Raw genomic sequence first — 17,793 nt, forward strand, 5'->3', positions numbered from 1 at the left:
ACCGAGGAGACCCCCCATGCAAGCCACTGCCGCAGTCACCATCAGCCCGGAAGCCTACCGCGCGCTGGAAAACGAAGCCTTTCCCTTTACCGTGCGCCGCTGCACGCCGACGATCGGTGCCGAAGTCGAAGGCATCGATTTCCGCGAACCGCTGGACGACGACACCTACCTCTCGCTGCGCCGCGCGCTGCTGAAGTACAAGGTGCTGTTCTTCCGCAAGCAAACCATTACGCCCGCTCACCACGTGGCTGTGGCGCGCCGCTTCGGCGAACTGGAAGTGCATCCGATGCTCAGCTGCCACCCGGAGCTGCCCGAGCTGGTGGTATTCGGGCGCGACGGCACCACGCGCGGCCGCGAGAACCTGTACCACTCGGACGTTAGCTGGCGCGAGATCCCGTCGATGGGTTCGATGCTGCGCTGCGTGGAGTGCCCCGAGGTTGGCGGCGACACCATTTGGGTCAACATGGCCGCCGCTTACGAAAACCTGCCCGAAGACGTCAAGGCACGCATTGCCAGCCTCCTGGCCGTACACGACGCCATCCCGCTCTTCGGCGCGGCCCTGGACGAAGGGAAGTACGCCGAGATGCGCGCCAAATATCCCCCCATGGTCCATCCGGTAGTGCGCACGCACCCGGAGACCGGCGAGAAGATCCTGTTCGTCAATGGAGCCTTCACCACGCACTTCACCAATTTCGCCAAGGAACAGCCATACCGCTTCGGTTCGGACTTCCGTCCCGCGGAACTGGACCTGCTGCAGTACCTGTACCGCCAGGCCGCCGCGCCGGAATACCAGGTGCGCCTGCGCTGGCAGCCCGACACCATTGCACTGTGGGACAACCGCTCCACGCAGCACTATGCGGTGCAGGACTACTTCCCGGCCGTGCGCCACATGAACCGCGCCACCATCATCGGCGACCGTCCGGTCTGACCGAACCCCAACCCATTCGAGGCAACCGGCATGCATAGCGTCGACACGTTCTATATCAACGGCAAGTGGGTGCAGCCCGCAGCGGGCGCAGCCCAGGCCGACATCATCGATCCGGCCACCGAAGCAGTCGCGGGCAAGCTCGCCATGGGCACCGCGGCGGACGTGGACCGGGCCGTGGCCGCCGCGCGCGCGGCCTTTCCGTCCTGGTCAGAGTCCACGCGGGAAGCGCGTATCGCCCTGCTCGAGCGCATCATCGCCGCCTACCAGGCGCGCATGGGCGACCTGGCGCAGGCGGTGCGCCAGGAAATCGGCGCGCCGGTCACGCTGGCCACCAACCTGCAGGCCGCCATCGGCCTGGCGCAATTGCAGGCGACGCTGCAGGCGCTGCGGGACTTCGAGTTCGAAGCCGCCCGCGGCAAGAGCTATATCCTGCGCGAGGCCATCGGCGTGGCAGTGCTGATCACGCCGTGGAACTGGCCGCTGAACCAGATCGCTGCCAAGGTGGCGCCGGCGCTGGCGGCGGGCTGCACGGTGGTGCTCAAGCCGTCGGAGATCGCGCCGCTGGACGCGCGGATCTTCGCCGAGATCATGGATGCCGCCGACACGCCGCCGGGCGTCTTCAACATGATCTATGGCGAGGGCCGCGTGGTCGGCGCCGCGCTGTCGTCGCATCGCGACGTCGACATGGTGTCGATCACCGGCTCGACCCGCGCCGGCGTGGAAGTGGCCATCAGCGCCGCGCCCACGGTCAAGCGCGTGGCGCAGGAACTGGGCGGCAAGTCGCCCCTGATCATCCTGGACGATGCCGACCTGCAGGCTGCGGTGACCAGCGGCGTGGCGCAGTGCATGGTCAATTCCGGCCAGACCTGCATCGCGCCCACGCGCATCCTGGTGCCGCGCTCGCGCTACGAGCAGGCCGTGCAGATCGCCGCCGCCGTGGCCAATGCGGTGAAGGTGGGCGACCCCTCCGATCCCGAAACCAAGATGGGTCCGATCTCCAACCGCGGCCAATACGACAAGGTGCAGCACCTGATTGGCGTGGGCATCGAGGAAGGCGCGCGGGTGGCTGCCGGCGGCCCGGGCCGCCCGGATGGGCTGGAACGCGGCTTCTATGCGCGCCCGACCATCTTTGCCGACGTGCGCAACGACATGACCATCGCGCGCGAGGAGATCTTCGGCCCGGTGCTGTGCCTGCTGCCGTACGACACCGAGGATGAAGCCGTGGCCATCGCCAACGACACTGAGTTCGGCCTGGCCGCCTACATCGCCTCGTCCAGCCCGGAACGCACGCGCAAGCTGGCCGCGCGGCTGCGCGCCGGCAATGTGCGCATCAACGGGGCAATGATGGACATCACGGCCCCGTTCGGCGGCTACAAGACCTCCGGCAACGGCCGCGAATACGGCCCGGAAGGCATTGCCGAATTCCTGGAAACCAAGACTGTGACCGGCTGAGCCTGCGTTGCTTCGGCGCTTCGGCGCTTCGGCGCCTGACCGCCCGGTCGTGCAGCACAACGCTGCCGCCCGGGCGGTGTCGCTTTCAAGGCACGCGCGAGCAGCCGGCGCAATGCCTGCCGTGCTTGTCTGACATCGGCGCGCGGCGGTGTCCGACAGCCGCCGACTGCCAGCCAGCTATCTTCATAGCAGCGCCAGGCCTTTTTGCCAGGGCGCCCGGCTATGTCGACCATTCCCGAATCCGCTGCCTCGCCGATTCCCCCGGTTCAAGATGTCCCGTCGGCGGAAGGGGCCGGCGTGCGCGCAGATCTGCCGGCCGGCGCCGAGACCGAAGCCACGGCAGGCTCGACTGCGGTCACCGCAGGCGATGCCGTCACCACATCCCTGCATCGCGCCAGCACGGCGCTGGTGGTGTTGGCCACACTCTTTTCGCTGTACGCCATGCATATCGCGCGCGACTTCCTGGTTCCGGTGGTGATTGCGATTGTGCTGGCCTATTTGCTGGATCCGCTGGTCTGTGCGCTGCAGCGGCTGGGCCTGCCGCGCGCCGTGGCCGGCACGGTGGTGCTTCTGGCCCTGCTGGGCGCCCTGCTCAGCGGCGCGTACCTGCTGCATGGGCAGGTAGAGTCCATCGTCAACAGCTTGCCTGAGATGGCCAGCAAGCTGTCGCGCTCCGTGGAGGCGCTGATGAGCGGCGGCGACTCCATGCTGCAGAAAATACGCCGCGCCGCCACCGTCCTCAGCGGCACCGGCCAGCCGCCGCCGGCGCGCGGCACGCATGTGGTGGTGGACCAGTCGGCAGGCCAGATCGACCACATGCTGCTGGCCGGCTCGGTCAGCATTTTCACCATGGCCGGCCAGGCGGTGGTGGTGGTGTTCCTGCTGTACTTCCTGATGCTCGCGGGCGATACCTTCAAACGCAAGTTCATCAAGATGATGGGAACCACCATTTCGGAAAAGAAGATCAGCGTGCATATGCTGGACGAGGTCAACCACTCCATCCGCCGCTACATGGGAATATTGCTGCTGACCAACGCGGGCCTTGGCGTCTGTACCTGGCTGCTGTTGAAGTGGCTTGGGGTCGACAACGCCGGCAGTTGGGCACTCGCCGCAGCGGCGCTGCATCTGGTGCCTTATTTTGGCGCCATGGCTGTCGCAGCGTGCCTGGGGATGGTGACATTCATGCAGTTCGGCACCCTTGGCATGGCGGCAGCGGCCGCGGGCGGCTCGCTGCTCATCGCCACCCTGATCGGATCGGTGATCACCACCTGGTTGACCGGCCGCATGGCCCGGATGAACGCCGTCGCGGTCTTTGTTGCACTGCTTTTGCTCACGTGGCTCTGGGGGGTGTGGGGCATGTTGCTTGCGATCCCGCTGATTACCAGCGTCAAGGTGGTTGCCGATCACATTCAAGGCCTGCAGGTGATGGCAGAGTTCCTTGGCGAGTAGCCGCCGCTCGCGGCCCACGGAACCAGCCTTCCGCCCCTATACTGGAAACGCGAATGCTGCGCCACAGCATTTTGTGCACCGGGGATCGGGCGGGGGAAGAATAATGATATTTCTATGCGACCTGTGCGACGCGCAGCTGGGCCGGCCTGGGCATGTGCCGCCGCACGCCAGACTGGTGATGTCGGCAACGCTGCGCACCGCCAGCGGCCACAATGCGTTTGTGTACAGATGCCAGCACTGCGGCCAGACGCTTTTGCTGGCATCGCAGGATGGCGAGGTCCCGGACCGCTGGACGCGGCTGGATGCGGACGGTTGGCAGTAGCCGCGGCCGGATGTGGCAAGTACTGCCCGTAGATGCCGTGCGCCGCGGCAACGGCTCCCCCCTGGGGGCTAATGCCGTTCAGTTGGCGACTGTCGTTCCCGCGCAGGCGGGAACCCAGTGACTTCATCCCCAAAGGGGACGTGAAAGACGCTGGATTCGCGCCTGCGCGGGAATGACGGTAGGGCTTGAGACCTTGACTGAACGGCATTACCCCCTAGGGGCAGGATTACAATCGTTGTCCCAGCCTCCCAAAAAAGACCCGCGCCACACACAGGCCGGCATCACCGAGACAACCATGCTGAACCTCCAGGACTCCTCGCTGCTGCGGCAGCAGTGCTATATCGACGGCCGCTGGATCGATGGCGAGCGCCGCATCGATGTGACCAATCCCGCCACCGGCGAGCGCGTCGGCCAAGTGCCGCAACTGGGCGCAGACGAAACCCGCCAGGCCATCGAAGCCGCCAACCGCGCGCTGCCGGCGTGGCGCGCCCGCACCGCCAAGGAACGTTCAGCGCTGCTGCGCAAATGGTTCGCGCTGATCCTGGCCAGCCAGGAAGACCTGGCGCGCATCATGACCGCGGAGCAAGGCAAGCCGATCGCCGAGGCGCGCGGCGAGATCGCCTACGCGGCCTCGTTTATCGAATGGTTTGCCGAGGAAGGCAAGCGGGTCTATGGCGATACCATTCCCGCCCCGGTGAGCAATCAGCGCATTGTCGTGACCAAGGAGCCGGTGGGTGTCTGCGCGGCCATCACGCCGTGGAACTTCCCGGCGGCCATGATCACGCGCAAGGCGGGCCCGGCGCTGGCGGTCGGCTGCACCATGGTGCTCAAACCCGCCTCGCAGACCCCGCTGACGGCGCTGGCGCTGGTGGCCCTGGCCGAGCGCGCCGGCATTCCGGCGGGCGTGCTGTCGGTCCTGACCGGCTCGGCCAGCGCGATTGGCGGCGAGATGAGCAGTAATCCGCTGGTGCGCAAGCTGACTTTCACCGGCTCGACCGAGGTCGGGCGCGTGCTGATGGCGCAGACCGCGTCGACCGTCAAGAAGGTGTCGATGGAGCTGGGCGGCAATGCGCCCTTCATCGTGTTCGACGATGCCGACCTGGATGCGGCAGTGGAAGGCGCAATCGTGTCGAAGTACCGCAACGCCGGCCAGACCTGCGTCTGCGCCAACCGCATCTACGTGCAGTCGGGCGTGTACGACGCGTTTGCGCAGAAGCTGGTGGCGGCGGTGGCGGCCCTCAAAGTTGGCAACGGCATGGATGACGGCGTGCGCATCGGCCCGCTGATCGACGACAAGGCCGTGGCCAAGGTGGAAGAACATATCGCCGACGCGCTCGGCAAGGGCGCCCGCCTGCTGCAGGGCGGCCAGCGCCACGCGCTGGGGCATTCCTTCTTCCAGCCGACCGTGCTGGCCGACGTCGCCCCCGGCATGCTGGTCGCGCGCGAGGAGACCTTCGGCCCGCTCGCACCGCTGTTCCGTTTCGAGACCGAGGACGACGTCGTCGCCATGGCCAACGACACCGAGTTCGGGCTGGCCAGCTACTTCTACGCCCGCGACCTGGGGCGGGTCTGGCGCGTGTCCGAACGGCTGGAGTACGGCATGGTCGGCGTGAACACGGGCCTGATCTCCAACGAGGTGGCGCCGTTCGGTGGCGTCAAGCAATCGGGCGTGGGCCGCGAAGGCTCGCACTACGGCATCGACGATTACCTGGTCATCAAATACACCTGCATGGCCGGCATCTGACGATGCCTGGCCTCAGCACGCCGCGTGCCCGCATGCGGCATGCCGGGGTCCGGCCCACGGCTCGGCCAGGCGGCAGGCGTCCCGAAACCGCGCGATCCGGTCATGGACGCGTTGCATCTGTTCGAGCTGGTAGCTGGCCCGCTCGAAGCTGTAGCGGGTCCCAAACTCATACAGCGCCCCGTCGGCGGCGCGGGACAGGCCTTCCAGCGCCTGCGCCAGCGCCCGACCTTCCACACTGCGGTGCCGGCGCAAGCGCCAGGACAGGGCCTCCTGGCCCTGGTCCAGCAGGCTTTGCTCGAGGTAGCCAAGGCGCTCGGCGAGGCCCTGCGCGTCATGCAGCACCGAAAGATAAGCGCACACGACCGCGAGGCGCCGGTGCATTTCGCCGCCGCGAAGCAGCAGTTCGCGCGCACAGGCGCGGAAGGCTTCCGCCTCGAACGCCGTGCCTGCGGCCGTGGACTCCCGCATGTAGACGTCCAGCGGCAGCACTGATACCGCCAGCCCGGGCGGCAGCACACTGGTGAAACGGCTGGCGATGGCCTGCTGCAGTGCGCTGTCCAGTTCGCAACAGGTCTGCGCGTCGGCATCGACGTAGAAATCCAGCGCCGGCTGCCGCCCGTGCCCCACCGACACCACGGCACGCGCGGGCGGGCGCCCGGCCATGGCCAGCACTTCCAGGCCGGCTTCGATGCAGCGCTGCTCCCCGGCTTCGGCACCCAGCGCCAGGACGATATCCTGCATCTGCAGTGTGCCGACGATTTCCCTCCGGGTTGCCGCGGGCAGGAAGGCGCCCCGGCGGTCGGCGGCCATCGCCATCCGCTTCAGGTCGACATGTGTTGTCGCATTGCCAGTCATATACCCTCTGATTGCTGAAGTCGTGTTCTATGCCCGCCGCGTAGCCATGACAATGGCGGCATGCAGGCTTTGCAGGACGTGCGGCGGCTCGGCCCTGGTCAATGCGGCCAACAGCATGCCGTCGTCCAGCCGGAAGCGGCACAGCACCAGGTGGGAGCGCGCCAGCGCCAACATCTGCGGCGGTGTCAGGGACACCAGCACGCGGCCGACATCGCGGTCGATCCCCAGCCGGAACAGGGCCTCGGCCTCGTTCTCGCGCATGAGCCGCTGCGCCAGCAGCAGGTAGGACAGGTTCAGCGCCTTGATCTCCCGAAGGCTGTCGCTGTCGGGCCCCTGGCCATGGTCCTTGCCGGCCGGCCCGGCTTGCCTTGCATGCTTCATGTCAGCCTTGCGCCAGACGTGCTTCGTCAATTGCCATGAACAGTCCAGGCGCGGGCGCATGGGCCAGGATCATGGGGCGCCCGGCGATGGCCCGCAGCGCGTGCTTGTCGCGCAGCGTGATGGTCCGGTGCCGCACCCCGATCAGTCCGACCTCCGCCAGCCGCGAGAATTGCCGGCTCACCGTTTCCAGCGTCAGGCCGATATAGCTGCCGATCTCTTCCCGGCTCATGCGCAACACGAATTCCGAGGACGAGAAGCCACGCGCCGCAAAGCCGTCGGCCAGCCACAGCAGGAAGGTCACCAGCCGCTCTTCGGCAGTCATCAGCGCCAGCATGGTCTGCAGCGCCCGCGCATGCCGTAGCTGGGCGTCCAGGGCCAGGAACAGCCGGTTGCCGAGCGGCGGCAGGCTGGCCGCCGCATGGCGCAGCGCATCCACCGGGAACTGGCACAGCTTGGTGTCTTCCAGTGCGGTGGCGTAAGACGCGTAGCGCAGGCCTGCCAGGCTATCCAGTCCGACCATGTCGCCGGGAAAGTGGAAGCCGACCACCTGGGTGCGTCCGTCCTCGGTCGTGACATGGGTCTTGAGGGTGCCGGCACGGATGGCATACAGCGCGGTTACCGGGTCGCCCAGCAGGTACAGGAATTCGCCCTTGCGCAGCCGGACCGAGCGCTGCCCCGGCTCGGCGCCGGCTGGCTGGCAGCCATGGCGCCGCTGTCCGCAGTCCGGGCAGCCGCCGGCCATCTGGCAACCGGTGCTGCACGGCATGGCATTGTGCCGCGGGCGGCGTTGGTCGGACTGTGTCATTGGCGCTGTGAATGGAATCGCTGAGAACCCCTGTGCGCCCATTCTAGGGAGCCGGCCCGGCCAGACAATCCGTACATTCTGATTTGCGGCAAGGAACCTTCTGACTCTGAGGACGCCTCCCGACAGCGGCTTGCTGCATTGGCCGGATGCGTATTTGCCCTGCAAGGCAGCCGCAGGGGTATGCTTACAGCACCATCAGGATCAAAGGCGCTGGCTCACGCGGGCACACGCGCCCCGGACCAACCATGACCAGATGCCCCGACGATCCGCAACCGCAAGCCGGAAGCGCGCACGGCCCCGGCGCTGGCGGCCAGGACGACCGTCAGGCGGCGGATACACCCTATCGGACGCTGGTGGAAGCCATCCAGGACTACGCCATCTTCACTCTCGACGTCGACGGCCATGTCTCCAGCTGGAACAAGGGTGCGGCGCGCATCAAGGGGTATCAGCGAGACGAGATCCTGGGCAAGCACTTCTCGCAGTTCTACACGCCCGACGCGGTCGCCCGGCATTGGCCCGAAGCCGAGCTCAAAGCCGCCGCCGAACTGGGCCGGTTCGAGGACGAAGGCTGGCGCGTGCGCAAGGACGGCACCCGCTTCTGGGCCAACGTCGTCATTACCGCCCTGCGGGACGCCGACGGCCGGCTGATCGGCTTCGGCAAAGTCACGCGGGACCTGACCGACCAGCGCCGCGCCGCCGAGGCGCTGCGCGAGAGCGAGGAAACGCTGCGCCTGCTGGTGGAGGGCGTCAAGGATTACGCGATCTTCATGCTCGATCCCGGCGGCCGTATCGTCAGCTGGAATTCCGGCGCATCGTATATCCAGGGTTACCGCCGCGACGAGATCATCGGCCGGCATTTCTCGGTGTTCTACCCGCGGGAAGACCTTGCCGCGGGCAAACCGGAACGGCTCCTGGACCTGGCGCGCCGCGCCGGGCGCGTCGAGGACGAAGGCTGGCGGGTGCGCAAGGACGGTTCGCTGTTCTGGGCCAATGTCACCCTGACCGCGATCTACGACGAATCGCGCGCGCTGCGCGGCTTTGCCAAGGTGACGCGCGACATGAGCGAACGCCGCCGCCGCGAGGAACTGGAACGCTCCAGCCAGCGCCTGAACGAATTCCTCGCCACGCTTTCGCATGAGCTGCGCAATCCGCTGGCGCCGGTGCGCAGTGCGCTGACTGCAATGCGGCTCGCACCGGAAGATGGAGCGCTGGCAAACAAGAGCCTGGGCCTGATCGAGCGCCAGGTGGCTCACCTGAGCCGGCTGGTGGACGACCTGCTCGATATCGGGCGCATCACCTCCGGCCGGATCGAACTGCGCACCGGGCCGGTCCAGTTCAACGACATCCTTGCGCTCGCCATCGAAGGGGCCCGGCCCGTGCTCGATGCCAAGGCACAGCGCGTGGACGTGCAGAACCCGGCCGGGCCGATCCGCATGGATGCCGACAAGACGCGGCTGGTGCAGGTCATGCAGAACCTGGTGCTCAATGCGTCGAAGTTCTCGCCGCCGGGCACGGTCGTGGTAATTGCCGCCACGGTCCAGAACCGCACACTGGAGGTCCGGGTCATCGACCAGGGCCGCGGCATCGCCCCCCGCGCCACCGAGGACATCTTCCACCTGTTCGTGCAGGAAAGCCGGCCGGGCACGGATGTGCACGGCGGGCTCGGCATCGGCCTGTCGCTGTGCCGGTCGCTGGTGGAGCTGCATGGCGGCACGATCGCTGCCGCCAGCGCCGGGCCGGGGCTGGGCAGCACCTTTACCGTGCGCCTGCCGCTGCCGGCCGCGCACCAGGCCGACGCGGTCCACGGCCCGGCACAGCAGGCGCCAGGCCCGGGCACGCCGAAGCTGCAGGCACAGCGCATCCTGCTGGTCGACGACAACCGCGACGCCGCCGACAGCCTGGCCATGCTGCTGGAGATGTGCGGCCACGAGGTGACCATTGCCTATGACGGTGCCGAAGCCCTGCACGTGGCCCCGCGCTGCCGTCCGCATATCGCGCTGATCGACCTGGCCATGCCCGGCATGGACGGCTTCGAGGTGGTGCGCGCCATGCGCGGCGTGGCCGGCACCGAGTTGACGCGCTTCGTGGCGCTGACCGGCTTCGGCCTGCCCGCGGACCGGCAGCACACCGAGGCAGCCGGTTTCGACGCGCACCTGGTCAAGCCGGTGGAGCTGGAAACGCTGTTCGCCACAATTGCGCGGCTGCGCCGGCCGGACTGACCAGCCGCAGCCCCGAACGCGACCTTCGTCAATCCCAAACACGCGCCCGCCGCCCCTGCGACACACTAGGGCCATGGGCTCTATGGCCCATTCCATCGCAACAGACCACAGAAAGGAGACAGCGATGCAGGGTTGGATCAGGCGCGCAGCCGCAGGGCTGCTGTTTGCGTTGGCGGCCACCGCCGGCGGTACCGCGCTGGCGGACTATCCCGACAAGCCGGTGCGGCTGGTGGTGCCCTTCCCGCCCGGCGGCGCCACCGACCTGCTCGCGCGCGAGATCGGCAACGCGCTGTCGCTGCGGCTGCACCAGCCGGTGGTAATCGACAACCGGCCTGGCGCCGGCGGCAACCTGGCGGCCATCGCCGTGGCGCGCGCACCGGCCGACGGCTACACGCTGCTGTTCGGCACCTTCGGCTCGCTGGCGGTGAACAAGAGCCTCTATGACAAGCCCGGCTACGATCCGCTGAAGGACTTCGCACCGGTCGCTTCGGTCGCTTACCTGCCCAATGTGCTGGTGGTGCATCCCAGCGTGCCGGCGCACAACGTGCCGGAACTGCTGGCGCTGGCGCGCAAGGAACCGGGCAAGCTGACCTACGGCTCGTTCGGCAACGGCTCGTCGTCGCACCTGGCGGGCGAGCTGTTCACGCACCTGGCCGGCGTCAATATCACGCACATTCCATACAAGGGCAGCGCCGCGTCGATGACGGACCTGATCGGCGGGCGCATCACCATGATGTTCGACAGCGTCTCGACCGCGCTGCCGTATATCCGCGACAGTCGCGTGCGCGCGCTGGCGGTGACCACGCAGAAGCCATCGGACCAGCTCCCGGGCGTGCCGACGCTGGCCGCCGCCGGCGTGCCCGGCTACGAACTGACCGCGTGGTTCGGCGTGGCCGCGCCGGCTGGCACGCCCAAGGTAGTGATCGACCGCCTCAACGGCGAGATCGTGGCGGCGCTGAAGCAGCCGGAAATGGTTGCCAGGCTCGCCAGCCAGGGCACCGTGCCCTTCCCCGCGACGCCGGCACAGTTCGGCAGCTATATCCGGGCGCAGTACGAAAAGTGGGACAGCCTGATCAAGTCGGCCAATATCAAGCTGGACAACTGATAGCCCGACCGATGGCCTGACTCAGGCCGCGTCCGGCGCGCCGAAGCGCCACGACAGCCGGCGCGCCGCCTGCCTCAGCAGCGCGGCGGTGGTACCTTCGGTGCTGCTGTCGAAGCTGCCGCTGGAACCCATCACCGCGATCACCAGCGCCAGGCTGCCGGTATGGTCGAACACCGGCGCCGCCAGCGTGTCGATGCCCGGCACCGGGTGGCTCAGCGCATTGTCGAGCCCGGCCGCGCGCACCTGAGCCAGGCCGCCGGCGTAGGCCGGCGCCAGCTTGCCGCCGGGCGCAAGCACTTCCGCCGCGGCGGTGCCGGCCATGCGCAGCTCATCTTTTTCCAGCAGGCCCGCCAGCACGTTGGCCGGCAGCCAGGCCGCCGCAGTGCGGCCGATGGCGGTATGGACCAGCGACAGCACCGTGCCCACGCGCAGGCTCACGTGCTGCGGCCGCGCCGATTCCTCCAGCCGGACCACCGTCGGCCCCAGCGGCCCCAGCACCGCCATGGCCACGCTCAGGCCCGTGGCGCCGGCCAGCTCGATCACCTCCGGTTCCGCCTCGCGCGTCGGCGACAGCCGCTGCAGCGCAATCAGTCCCAGCTCCAGCGCCAGGGGTCCGCACAGGTAGTTGCCCGCCGCATCGCGCGCCAGCAGGCCGGTCTTCTGCAGGCTGACCAGATGCGGGAACGCCTTGGCCGGCGGCATGCCCGCGGCCAGCGCCAGGTCGCGCAGCGCCAGCGGCCGGCCGGCAGCCACCAATGCGCCCAGCAACTGTCCGGTGCTGTCCAGCGACTGGATGCCGCGCTGCGGCTTGCCGCCTTCCAGGTCTTGCCGGGCTTCTGTAGCGCTGTTCATAACGGCTCCTGTGCTTCGCGCAGCGCGGCGCCGATGTCGGCCGCCGCAGCCAGCAGGGCCTGCGCCGCCGCGCCACGCCAGTCCACGTCGATGGCACCGGTCGAACCCACCAGCGTCAGCACGAGCCGCAGCGCTCCCGCTGCGTCCAGCACCGGCACGCTGAGGCTGCTGACCGCCGGACTGGGGGTGTCGATGCTGCGCTCGATGCCGCGTGCGCGGATCTCAGCCAGCCTGGCGCCGAAGGCGGCCAGGTCGGACTCGGTCGCATCCGGCTGCTGCGCGCGCCACAACGGCTGCCACAGCGCCGGCGGCTGGAAGGCGCAGAACACGCGCCCGGTGGCGGTAGCGGACAACGCCATCACCGTGCCCACGTGCAGATTGACGTGCAGTGGCGCGCTGGCCGGCACATAGCGCACGATGGTCGGGCCCTGCGGCCCGGCAAGGCTCGTCGCCACGCTGAAGCCCAGGGCCTGCGCCAGCGCATCCACCCGCGGCAACGCGGCGCGCCAGGCAGGGTCCTGCTCCAGTTGCAGCATGCCCAGCCGCAGCGACAGCGGCCCGGGCTCGTAGCGGCCCGACAGGTGGTCGCGCTTGATCAGGCCCAGCCGTGTCAGGCTGACCAGGTAGGCATGCGCCTGGGCCGGCGCCAGTTGCGCGGCGTCGGCCAGCGCGGCCAGCGCCAACGGCGCGCGCGCAGCGGCCAGCGCCGCCAGCAGGCGCCCGCCCACCTCCACGCTCTGGATGCCGCGCTGTGCCTTGTCGGCACGCGCCGCGGGCTCGCCTGCCTGTGCTGCTTCCCCAGCCTTGCGTCTGGCCATTGCCATCCAGTGTGATCGGAAACCCCGGATATTAATCGAACGCCTCCCGAAGCTACACGAGCAAGGGTTTACCCGCGAGTTTCGGCATATCTGGAACGCGTTCGCCACTCACCTTAATTATTTGTCATAGACGAATCATTTCGCTATTGATTAATTTTCGAACGTTTCCTAAGATTGCACTACCCCGTCGCAACACGGCGCAACCGCGTCGCGAGACATCCCTAGCATTCATACGAACGGGGGCGAGACAGCACGCGCAGCCAGCGCAACGCAGCCATCGTGCCCTGCCGGTGCCGTCTCGCCTCCCCACACAGAGGAAAGACGCCATGTCCAAGGCATTCGCATCGCAGGCCGACCTGGAAGCCAAGCAAGTCACCTTTACCCAGCTGTCCGAAAACGCCTGGGCCTACACCGCCGAAGGCGATCCCAACTCGGGCGTGGTCATCGGCGACGACGGCGTGCTGATCGTCGACACCACCGCCACCCCGGCGATGGCGCAGGACCTGATCGCGCGCATCCGCACCATCACCGACAAGCCGATCAAGTACGTGGTGCTGTCGCACTACCACGCGGTGCGCGTGCTGGGCGCATCGGCCTACTTTGCCGAGGGCGCGCAGCAGGTCATCGCCAGCCGCGGCACCTACGAGATGATCGTCGAGCGCGGCGAGGCCGACATGAAGTCCGAGATCGAGCGCTTCCCGCGCCTGTTCGCCGGCGTGGAGACCGTGCCCGGCCTGACCTGGCCGACGCTGGTGTTCGACAAGGAAATCACGCTGTTCCTGGGCAAGCTGGAAGTGCGCATCGCCCACCTGGGTTCGGGTCATACCAAGGGCGATACCGTGGTCTGGCTGCCACAGCAGAAAGTGCTGTTCTCGGGCGACCTGGTCGAGTACGACGCTGCCTGCTACTGCGGCGACGCCCAGCTGGAGCAATGGCCGGCCACGCTGGACGCCCTGCAGGCGCTCAACCCCGAAAAGCTGGTCCCCGGCCGCGGACCCGCGCTGACCACGCCCGAGGAAGTGAAGCAAGGCATCGCCTACACCAAGGACTTTGTCTCCACCCTGTTCCAGGCCGGCAAGGAAGCCGTGGCCGAAAAGCTCGACCTGAAGGCCGCGATGGCGCACACGCGCCGCGCCATGGACCCCAAGTTCGGCCACGTCTTCATCTACGAGCACTGCCTGCCCTTCGATGTCTCGCGTGCCTACGACGAGGCCGCCGGGGTGCGCCATCCGCGCATCTGGACGGCCCAGCGCGACAAGGAAATGTGGGCCGCGCTGCAGGACTGAAGCAAGCAGAACCGAACCGGCAACAGAGCAACAAGGTGGATGGAGACACAAGCATGAGCAGCATCGACTACCAGCGGCTGTCGTTCGCATACCAGCCCTGCGCGGAACAGCGCGCCGGGCAATCCGCTGCAGCCGCGCCCGCCGCGGTGCATCCGGTGGTCGTGGTCGGGGCCGGCCCGGTCGGGCTGGCCACCGCCATCGACCTGGCGCAGCGCGGCGTGCGCGTGGTGCTGGTGGACGACGACTGCACGCTGTCCACCGGGTCGCGCGCGATCTGTTTTTCCAAGCGCACACTGGATATCTTCGACCGGCTGGGCTGCGGCGAGCGCATGGTCGACAAGGGCGTAGGCTGGCATGTCGGCAGGGTGTTCCTGCGCGACGAGCAGGTCTACAGCTTTGATCTGCTGCCCGAGAGCGGCCACCGCCGCCCGGCCTTTATCAACCTGCAGCAGTACTACGTCGAAGGCTTCCTGCTGGAGCGCGCGCAGGCGCTGCCCAATATCGAGATCCGCTGGCACAACAAGGTGGTCGGGCTGGAGCAGCGCGGCACGGGCGATGCCAGCGTGGTGCTGACCGTCGAAACCCCCGAAGGCTGCTATCCGCTGGCCGCGCGCTACGTGGTGGCCGCCGACGGTTCGCGCAGCCCGATGCGCAAGCTGCTGGGCCTGGACAGCAAGGGCCGCACCTTCCGCGACCGCTTCTTGATTGCCGATGTGAAGATGGAAGCGGACTTCCCGGCCGAGCGCTGGTTCTGGTTCGACCCGCCCTTCCACCCCAACCAGTCGGTGCTGCTGCACCGCCAGCCGGACAATGTCTGGCGCATCGACTTCCAGCTGGGCTGGGATGCCGACCCGGTGCTGGAGAAAACGCCGGAGCGCGTGATCCCGCGGGTGCAGGCACTGCTGGGCAAGGACGTGAAGTTCGAGCTGGAATGGGTCAGCGTCTACACCTTTTCGTGCCTGCGCATGGACAGTTTCCGCCATGGCAATATCCTGTTTGCCGGCGATGCCGCGCACGGCGTGTCGCCATTCGGCGCGCGCGGCGCCAACAGCGGCATCCAGGACGCGGAGAACCTGGCCTGGAAGCTGGCCTGCGTGCTGCAGGGCCAGGCCTGCGACAAGCTGCTGGACACCTACGCCAGCGAGCGCGAATACGCCGCCGACGAGAATATCCGCAACTCCACCCGCTCCACCGACTTCATCACGCCCAAGAGCGCGGTGAGCCGCGTGTTCCGCGATGCGGTGCTGACGCTGTCCAAGCGCCATGCGTTTGCGCGCACCCTGGTCAACAGCGGACGATTGTCGGTGCCCGCGGTGCTGCAGGATTCGCCGCTGAACACCAACGACGAACCGCAAGGCTATGCCGGCAACATGGTGCCCGGCGCCGTCTGCTGCGACGCCCCGGTATCCGGCGCGCACGGCGCGGGATGGCTGCTGTCGCACCTGGGCGGAGATTTCACGTTGCTGGTGTTCGGCAATCCCGATGCGATCGATGCCGGCACGCCGGGCGAGCTCGCCGCGCTGAAGCACGCGGGTGTGCCATTGCAGCTGGTCTATGTGACCGAGGCCACGGAGCCGGCGCCGAGCTGCACCGACGCCACCGTTCTGCGCGATCACGAGGGACTGGCCGCGGCGCGCTACGGCGCCACTCCCGGCACCTGCTACCTGATCCGCCCGGACCAGCACGTCTGCGCCCGCTGGCACCGCCCCGACCCGGCCGCGATCCGCACTGCGCTGGCGCGCGCCACCGGCGCCGACCTGCAAGCACCGCAGCCTGGCCGCATGGCCGCCTGAGACCGGCCAGATCCCTGCACCGCGGAGACTTTCATGCCCAATTCGCTCAATACCCAGCCTAACCTGGCGCGGCCCGACGACTTCTACGAAGCGCTGATCGACATGCACCGCGACCTCGACGACGCCCGGAGCCAGGCCGCCAACGCGCAGCTGATCCTGCTGCTGGCCAACCATATCGGCGACCACGACGTGCTGCTTGCCGCCATCGCCGCCGCGCGCGAAGGCGTGGCCGCCATGCCGGCCACGACGCCAGCCTGACCTGACGCCGGTGCGGCCAGGCCGCACCGGCGCCGCGTTTTTCTCAAACCATCCCGGGCCAACGCGCGCCAGACGCGGCCCGCTGGCGGCACCCGCCGGCTGCCCGCCGCCGCAGCCAACACCGTACGGAGACAACGTTCATGAGCCATCCGGTCTCAGGGGATCTTTCGTCCCTATCCAGCCTGACGCCCCCCGCCCAGCCCCTTCCCGCGCTGGCTGCGCCCGATGAGGACGCGCTCTACCGCAAGGTCTGGCTGCGCATCATCCCGTTCCTGTTCGTCTGCTACGTGGTGTCGTTCCTGGACCGCATCAACATCGGCTTCGCCCAGTTGCAGATGAAGCAGGACCTGGGCTTTAGCGACGCCATGTACGGCCTGGGCGCCGCGGTCTTCTACGTCGGCTACGTGCTGTGCGAGGTGCCCAGCAACATGCTGCTGGCGCGTTTCGGTGCGCGCCATACGTTCACGCGCATCATGGTGCTGTGGGGTGTGGCTTCGGTGGCGATGATGGCCGTTTCCACGCCCACCCAGTTCTACGCGCTGCGCTTCCTGCTGGGCGTATTCGAGGCCGGCTTCTTCCCCGGCATCGTGCTCTACCTGACCTACTGGTTCCCGGCGCGCCGGCGTGCCGCGGTGATGGCGATCTTCTTTGCCGGCGTGGCGGTGGCGGGCGTGCTGGGCGGGCTGGTGTCGGGCTGGATCATGCGCGACATGGCCGGCGTGCTCGGCCTGCAGGGCTGGAAGTGGATGTTTGCGATCGAGGGCGCGCCCGCGGTGCTGCTGGGTCTGGTGGCCGCGCGCTGGCTGGTGGACGGCCCGCAGCAAGCCAGCTGGCTGACCGACGGCGAACGCGCCCACCTGGCGCGTGACACCGCCGCGCAGGCGCATGCCGGCGGCCATTCGCTGCAGGCGCTGCGCCAGGTGCTGCGCAACCCGCGCGTGTACCTGTTCGCCTTCATCTATTTTTCGCTGACCTGCGGTTCGCTGGCACTGAGCTTCTGGATGCCACTGATGATCCGCGACTTCGGCATCACGGACGTGGTGTCGGTCAGCCTGTATTCAGTCGTGCCCAATGCGGTGGGCGCGGTCGGCCTGATCCTGATCGCGCGCCATTCCGACCGCACCGGCGAGCGCCACCGCCACTTCCTGCTGTGCACGGCAGGCGGCGCGCTAGCCCTGGCGGCGCTGACGCTGCACCTGCCCAGCCTGGCGTTGATGCTGGCCATCCTGTCGGTGGCCGCGGTGCTGATCTTTGCCGCGCTGCCGGTGTTCTGGTCGCTGCCGCCCAGCTACCTGCCGGGCGCGGGCGCGGCGGCGGGCATCGCCTTCATCAGCAGCATCGGCATCACCAGCGGCATTGTCAGCCCGTGGGTGATCGGGCAGATCAAGACCCAGACCGGCAGCCTGGACCATGCGCTCTACCTGCTGGCGGCGCTGCTGCTGGCCAGCGGGCTGGCGATGTGGCTGGGCGTGCCAAGACAGCCCGCGCGGCAGGCCTGAACCGGGCCACAGGCGTCTTCAAAACCG

16 protein-coding genes are annotated in these 17,793 nt (G+C 68.1%); 11 read left to right on the forward strand and 5 right to left on the reverse strand.

The genetic code is table 11. The annotated features are described in order from the left end of the window. Positions 1 to 16 precede the first annotated feature (16 nt). The 5 genes from ACREYQ_RS25145 (at position 17) to gabD (ending at position 5,895) form a co-directional block, all read left to right on the forward strand. Positions 17 to 928 (forward strand): TauD/TfdA dioxygenase family protein, encoded by a 912-nt coding sequence (locus tag ACREYQ_RS25145; protein ID WP_432260700.1) that lies wholly within the window; start codon positions 17 to 19, stop codon positions 926 to 928. Between the two features lie 30 nt (positions 929 to 958). Further along, a complete protein-coding gene (locus ACREYQ_RS25150; protein WP_432260701.1) occupies positions 959 to 2,380 on the forward strand; it encodes an aldehyde dehydrogenase family protein in 1,422 nt (473 codons plus the stop codon). Between the two features lie 222 nt (positions 2,381 to 2,602). Further along, positions 2,603 to 3,829 (forward strand): AI-2E family transporter, encoded by a 1,227-nt coding sequence (locus ACREYQ_RS25155; RefSeq protein WP_432260702.1) that lies wholly within the window; start codon positions 2,603 to 2,605, stop codon positions 3,827 to 3,829. Between the two features lie 103 nt (positions 3,830 to 3,932). Next, positions 3,933 to 4,151 (forward strand): hypothetical protein, encoded by a 219-nt coding sequence (locus ACREYQ_RS25160; RefSeq protein ID WP_432260703.1) that lies wholly within the window; start codon positions 3,933 to 3,935, stop codon positions 4,149 to 4,151. Between the two features lie 295 nt (positions 4,152 to 4,446). After that, positions 4,447 to 5,895, forward strand: coding sequence for an NADP-dependent succinate-semialdehyde dehydrogenase (gene gabD, locus ACREYQ_RS25165; RefSeq protein ID WP_432260704.1), 1,449 nt, complete (start codon positions 4,447 to 4,449; stop codon positions 5,893 to 5,895). Between the two features lie 12 nt (positions 5,896 to 5,907). Here the strand turns inward: gabD and ACREYQ_RS25170 are convergent, their stop codons facing one another. Genes ACREYQ_RS25170 through ACREYQ_RS25180 form a run of 3 tightly spaced genes read right to left on the reverse strand, consistent with a single transcriptional unit; the run spans position 5,908 to position 7,897 of the window. Beyond that, entirely contained in the window at positions 5,908 to 6,750 is an 843-nt protein-coding gene (locus ACREYQ_RS25170; protein WP_432260705.1) for a hypothetical protein, read from the reverse strand. A 27-nt stretch (positions 6,751 to 6,777) separates the two neighbouring features. Further along, positions 6,778 to 7,131, reverse strand: a complete 354-nt coding sequence (gene flhD / locus ACREYQ_RS25175; protein WP_432260706.1) for a flagellar transcriptional regulator FlhD — start codon at positions 7,129 to 7,131, stop codon at positions 6,778 to 6,780. Between the two features lies 1 nt (position 7,132). Then, positions 7,133 to 7,897, reverse strand: coding sequence for a helix-turn-helix domain-containing protein (locus tag ACREYQ_RS25180; RefSeq protein ID WP_432260707.1), 765 nt, complete (start codon positions 7,895 to 7,897; stop codon positions 7,133 to 7,135). A gap of 284 nt (positions 7,898 to 8,181) precedes the next feature. On the opposite strand from ACREYQ_RS25180, the gene ACREYQ_RS25185 reads away from it, so the two are divergent. Continuing rightward, entirely contained in the window at positions 8,182 to 10,155 is a 1,974-nt protein-coding gene (locus ACREYQ_RS25185; RefSeq protein ID WP_432260708.1) for a hybrid sensor histidine kinase/response regulator, read from the forward strand. Positions 10,156 to 10,279: 124 nt separating this feature from the next. After that, complete coding sequence (locus ACREYQ_RS25190; protein ID WP_432260709.1) at positions 10,280 to 11,260, forward strand: Bug family tripartite tricarboxylate transporter substrate binding protein; 981 nt, start codon at positions 10,280 to 10,282, stop codon at positions 11,258 to 11,260. Positions 11,261 to 11,281: 21 nt separating this feature from the next. Here ACREYQ_RS25190 and ACREYQ_RS25195 read toward each other — a convergent pair whose 3' ends face one another. Then, complete coding sequence (locus ACREYQ_RS25195; protein ID WP_432260710.1) at positions 11,282 to 12,112, reverse strand: IclR family transcriptional regulator; 831 nt, start codon at positions 12,110 to 12,112, stop codon at positions 11,282 to 11,284. Next, positions 12,109 to 12,930 carry an IclR family transcriptional regulator gene (locus ACREYQ_RS25200; RefSeq protein WP_432260711.1) on the reverse strand — a complete coding sequence of 274 codons (822 nt, stop codon included), beginning with the start codon at positions 12,928 to 12,930 and terminating at the stop codon, positions 12,109 to 12,111. Before ACREYQ_RS25200 ends, ACREYQ_RS25195 begins: the two co-directional genes overlap by 4 nt. A 326-nt stretch (positions 12,931 to 13,256) precedes the next feature. Between ACREYQ_RS25200 and ACREYQ_RS25205 the strand changes: the two genes are divergently transcribed. The 4 genes from ACREYQ_RS25205 to ACREYQ_RS25220 all read left to right on the forward strand — a co-directional run bounded on the left by ACREYQ_RS25205 (position 13,257) and on the right by ACREYQ_RS25220 (position 17,766). After that, positions 13,257 to 14,216 (forward strand): MBL fold metallo-hydrolase, encoded by a 960-nt coding sequence (locus tag ACREYQ_RS25205; RefSeq protein ID WP_432260712.1) that lies wholly within the window; start codon positions 13,257 to 13,259, stop codon positions 14,214 to 14,216. 53 nt (positions 14,217 to 14,269) lie between these two features. Next, positions 14,270 to 16,009, forward strand: coding sequence for an FAD-dependent oxidoreductase (locus ACREYQ_RS25210; RefSeq protein WP_432260713.1), 1,740 nt, complete (start codon positions 14,270 to 14,272; stop codon positions 16,007 to 16,009). A gap of 33 nt (positions 16,010 to 16,042) precedes the next feature. Beyond that, positions 16,043 to 16,267, forward strand: coding sequence for a DUF2783 domain-containing protein (locus ACREYQ_RS25215; protein WP_432260714.1), 225 nt, complete (start codon positions 16,043 to 16,045; stop codon positions 16,265 to 16,267). A gap of 140 nt (positions 16,268 to 16,407) precedes the next feature. Then, on the forward strand, positions 16,408 to 17,766 hold the full coding sequence (locus ACREYQ_RS25220) for an MFS transporter (protein ID WP_432260715.1): 1,359 nt from the start codon (positions 16,408 to 16,410) through the stop codon (positions 17,764 to 17,766). Positions 17,767 to 17,793 lie beyond the last annotated feature (27 nt).

Origin of the sequence: Cupriavidus sp. TMH.W2, from assembly GCF_050847365.1 — a bacterium.
Classification (GTDB): domain Bacteria; phylum Pseudomonadota; class Gammaproteobacteria; order Burkholderiales; family Burkholderiaceae; genus Cupriavidus.